This is a genomic window from Xanthomonas sp. LMG 12460 (genome assembly GCF_009192895.1).
Taxonomy (GTDB): Bacteria; Pseudomonadota; Gammaproteobacteria; order Xanthomonadales; family Xanthomonadaceae; genus Xanthomonas_A; species Xanthomonas_A sontii.
The window spans coordinates 1-4,038 of record NZ_NKUH01000142.1 but is presented as its reverse complement, the minus strand read 5'-3'; the positions used below and the strand labels follow the sequence as shown (position 1 = coordinate 4,038).

The following is a 4,038-nucleotide window of genomic DNA, read 5'->3' as shown; positions in this document are numbered from 1 at the left end:
TCTCCCGAGGGGGGAGGGGCTTTAGCTTCTCCCTTCTCCCTTTGGGAGAAGGTGCCCCGAAGGGGCGGATGAGGGTACGGGCGAAGCCTCGTGTTGCCAGATTGGTGCAGCGCTTCGCGTCCGCACCCTCACCCCAACCCCTCTCCCGGGGGGAGAGGGGCTGATGCGCTGCGCTGCAACCACTTCTGCGCCATGCGCCGCAGCGACGGATCCAGGTCCGCTTCATCCAGCAATTCGGCAATCGGGCGCCAGGCCAACGCCAGCGATTCTTCGCTGACCGCGAAGGCTTCGTCCGCACCGGCGCGGACCACGTAGCGTGCGTCGTAATGCCAGTGCCCCGGCACCTCGCCGCGGGCGGGAATCCAGTGCCGGTCCAGGTCGAAGATCGCGCCATCCTCCAGTGCCAGGCCGGGCAGCCCGGATTCTTCCTCGGCCTCCTTCAAGGCCACCCGCGCCAGATCGCGGTCGCCGTCGGCGTGGCCGCCCAGTTGCAGCCAGCGCTGCAGCTTGCGGTGATGGGTCAGCAAGGTGCGCGTGCCGTCGGCGCTGACCAGCCAGGCCGAGCCGGTGAAATGGCCGTCCAGGCGGGCGCGCACGAACGGATCGGCGGCATCGTCGAGCAAGGCCAGGAACTGCGCGGCGACCTCGGCCTGATCCGGACACTGCCGGGCATGGGCCTGCAACTGCTGGCGTAGGGACGACTCCGGCATCGGCGTTCTCGCGTTCGGGGACGGCCATTATCGCCGTCCACGGTGCAGCGCGGCTTGTGGCGGCCGGCCGGCTTTGGCATGGTACGACGCTTGCGTCGCCCGCTGCGGGCCCGGCGCTTCGCCATTGCCGGGGCCGCTTGCCCCGTACCGCCACCTGGGGATGCACCGAATGCTCAAGTCTTTGCTGAGGGTCAAGCCGATCGAACCGGCCGGTCACGTCGATGCCGGCGAACCGTTCGAAGGCAGTCTGGAGGGCGAAGCCACCCTCAAACGCACCCTCACCGCCAGACACCTGATCCTGCTCGGCATCGGCGCGGTGATCGGCGCCGGCATCTTCGTGCTCACCGGCCAGGCTGCGGCCAATCATGCCGGCCCGGCGGTGATGCTTTCGTTCGTGTTCGCCGGCCTGGCCTGCGCCTTCGCCGGCCTGTGCTACGCCGAGTTCGCGGCGATGCTGCCGGTCTCGGGCAGCGCCTACTCGTATTCCTACGCCACGCTCGGCGAAGGCGTGGCCTGGTTCATCGGCTGGTGCCTGGTGCTGGAATACCTGTTCGCCGGCTCCAGCGTCGCGGTGGGCTGGTCGGCCTATCTGATCAGCTTCGTCACCGGCACCCTCGGCCTGCCCTTCCCCGCGGAACTGGCCAGCGCGCCGCTGACCTGGACCGGCCACGCCTTCGTCGCCTCGGGCAACCTCGTCAACCTGCCGGCGGTGCTGATCGTGGCCGCGGTCAGCACGCTGTGCTACGTCGGCGTCACTCAATCGGCCTTCGTCAACGCCATCGTGGTGGCGATCAAGGTGCTGGTGATCTGCCTTTTCGTCGGCGTCGGCATCTTCTACATCAACCCGGACAACTGGCATCCGTTCATCCCCGAGAACACCGGCCCGGGCGAGTTCGGCTGGAGCGGCATCTTCCGCGCCGCCTCCATCGTGTTCTTCTCCTATATCGGCTTCGATGCGGTCTCCACCTCCGCCGGCGAGACCAAGGACCCGCAGAAGAACATGCCGATCGGCATCCTGGTGTCGCTGGCCATCTGCACCGTCATCTACATCATCGTCTGCGCGGTGCTGACCGGCCTGCTGCCCTACACCCAGCTCGGCACCGCCAAGCCGGTGGCCACTGCGCTGGAGCACTATCCGCAGCTGGCCTGGCTGAAGACCTTCGTCGAGATCGGCGCCATCGCCGGCCTGTCCTCGGTGGTGCTGGTGATGCTGATGGCGCAGCCGCGCATCTTCTACACCATGGCGCGCGACGGCCTGCTGCCGAAGCTGTTCGGCAAGGTCCATCGCCGTTTCCACACCCCCTACGTCGGCACCGTGGTGGTCGGCGTGCTCGCTGCGCTGCTGGCCGGACTGATTCCGCTGGACGTGCTGGGCGAACTGGTGTCGATGGGCACCCTGCTGGCCTTCGCCACGGTGTGCGTCGGCGTGATGGTGCTGCGCTTCACCCGTCCGGATCTGCCGCGTCCGTTCCGGGTGCCGCTGTTCTGGGCGGTGTGCCCGCTGGGCGCGCTGTTCTGCGTGGGCCTGTTCTTCCAGGCATTCCAGGAACACTGGAAGGTGTTCGTCGGCTGGACCCTGATCGGCCTGTGCATCTACTTCTTCTACGGCATCCGCAACAGCCGCCTGGCCGCCAAGGCCTGACCCGCTCCCCCGAAGACCGGCGTCCGCGCCGGTCTTCGCGTTCGCCCCCTCTTCCTCGCACGCCGCGCCCGGCTGGAACCGCTCGATGCTCAAACAACTCTTGGCCACCAAACACCCCCATGCCAGCCACGAGGACGCCGGCGGGCTAGGCCTGCAACGCGCGCTGGGCCCCTGGGGCCTGACCGCGCTGGGCATCGGCGCGGTGATCGGCGGCGGCATCTTCGTCATCACCGGGCAGGCCGCGGCCAACCACGCCGGGCCTGCGATCATGCTCTCGTTCGTGCTGGCCGCGGTGTGCTGCGCGTTCTGCGCGCTGGCCTACGCCGAGTTCGCGGCGATGGTGCCGGTCTCCGGCAGCGCCTACACCTACACCTACGCCACCTTCGGCGAATTGGCGGCCTGGTTCATCGGCTGGATGCTGGTGCTGGAGTACGGCGTGTCGGCCTCGGCGGTGGCGGTCAGCTGGACCGGCTATTTCCTGAGCCTGCTCGACCACTTCAACATCCATCTGCCCGCGGCACTGGTCAACGCGCCGCTGGACGGCAAGCTGCAGCCCACCGGCGCGATCGCCAACCTGCCTGCCGCCGGCATCGTGCTGCTGCTGACCTGGCTGTGCTACGTCGGCATCCGCAAGTCCTCGGCGATGAACATGGCGATGGTGGTGCTGAAGAGCGGCCTGATCGTGCTGGTCATCGCCGCCGGCTGGAAGTACGTGGACCCGGCCAACTGGCACCCGTTCATCCCCGCCAACGAAGGCCCGGGCAAGTACGGCATGGATGGCGTGCTGCGTGGCGCGGCGATGGTGTTCTTCGCCTACATCGGCTTCGAGGCGGTGTCGGTGGCGGCGCAGGAATCGCACCGGCCGCAGCGCGACCTGCCGATCGGCATGATCCTGTCGCTGGTGATCTGCACCGTGCTGTACATCGCCATGGCCGCGGTGATGACCGGGCTGGTGCCGTTCGCGCAACTGGGCACCGACGAGCCGGTGGTGACCGCGGTCGCCGCGCATCCGCAACTGGGCTGGCTGCGCGTGGTGGTGGAGGTCGGCGCGCTGATCGGCCTGTCCTCGGTGGTGCTGGTGATGATCATCGGCCAACCGCGCATCTTCATGATCATCGCCCGCGACGGCCTGCTGCCGCCGGTGTTCACCAAGATCCACCCGACCTACCGCACCCCGCACGTCAACACGGTGATCACCGGCATCGGCATCGCCCTGCTGGCGGCGCTGTTCCCGCTGGACGTGCTGGGCGAACTGACCTCGATGGGCACCCTGATCGCCTTCGCCGCGGTCTGCGCCGGCGTGCTGATCCTGCGCCGCACCCAGCCGGACCTGCCGCGCCCGTTCCGCATCCCGTTTGCGTGGCCGATCTGCATCGCCGGCGTGCTCAGCTGCCTGGCGCTGCTGTCGGCGATGACCGCGCACAACTGGATGCTGATGGCCGGCTGGACGGTGATCGGCCTGGCGATCTACTTCGGCTACGGCTACCGCCACAGCCGCCTGCGCGGCAGCCAAGGCTGAGCCATAAAGCCCCTCTCCCTCCGGGAGAGGGGTTGGGGTGAGGGTCCGGCGCGCGAAGTGCTGCACCCAGCTGGCGACACGTGGCTTCGCCCGTACCCTCATCCGCCCCTGCGGGGCACCTTCTCCCGACGGGAGAAGGGAGAAGCCAAAGCCCCTCTCCCCCCGGG

Annotated in this window: 3 protein-coding genes; 2 read left to right on the top strand and 1 reads right to left on the bottom strand. The window is 68.4% G+C overall.

Features of this window, described 5'->3' with window-relative positions; all coding sequences use genetic code 11:
• Positions 1-128: 128 nt before the first annotated feature.
• Positions 129-710 carry an NUDIX hydrolase gene (locus CEK66_RS19910; RefSeq protein ID WP_152238043.1) on the bottom strand — a complete coding sequence of 194 codons (582 nt, stop codon included), beginning with the start codon at positions 708-710 and terminating at the stop codon, positions 129-131.
• A 169-nt stretch (positions 711-879) separates the two neighbouring features.
• Here CEK66_RS19910 and CEK66_RS19905 point away from each other — a divergent pair, with 169 nt between their 5' ends.
• Together CEK66_RS19905 and CEK66_RS19900 are read left to right on the top strand one after the other, a co-directional pair.
• Positions 880-2,352, top strand: coding sequence for an amino acid permease (locus CEK66_RS19905; protein ID WP_017909123.1), 1,473 nt, complete (start codon positions 880-882; stop codon positions 2,350-2,352).
• A gap of 85 nt (positions 2,353-2,437) precedes the next feature.
• The gene (locus CEK66_RS19900; RefSeq protein ID WP_010341826.1) at positions 2,438-3,871 is read left to right on the top strand and encodes an amino acid permease; all 1,434 of its coding nucleotides are present in this window, start codon (positions 2,438-2,440) and stop codon (positions 3,869-3,871) included.
• The last annotated feature ends 167 nt before the right edge of the window (positions 3,872-4,038 follow it).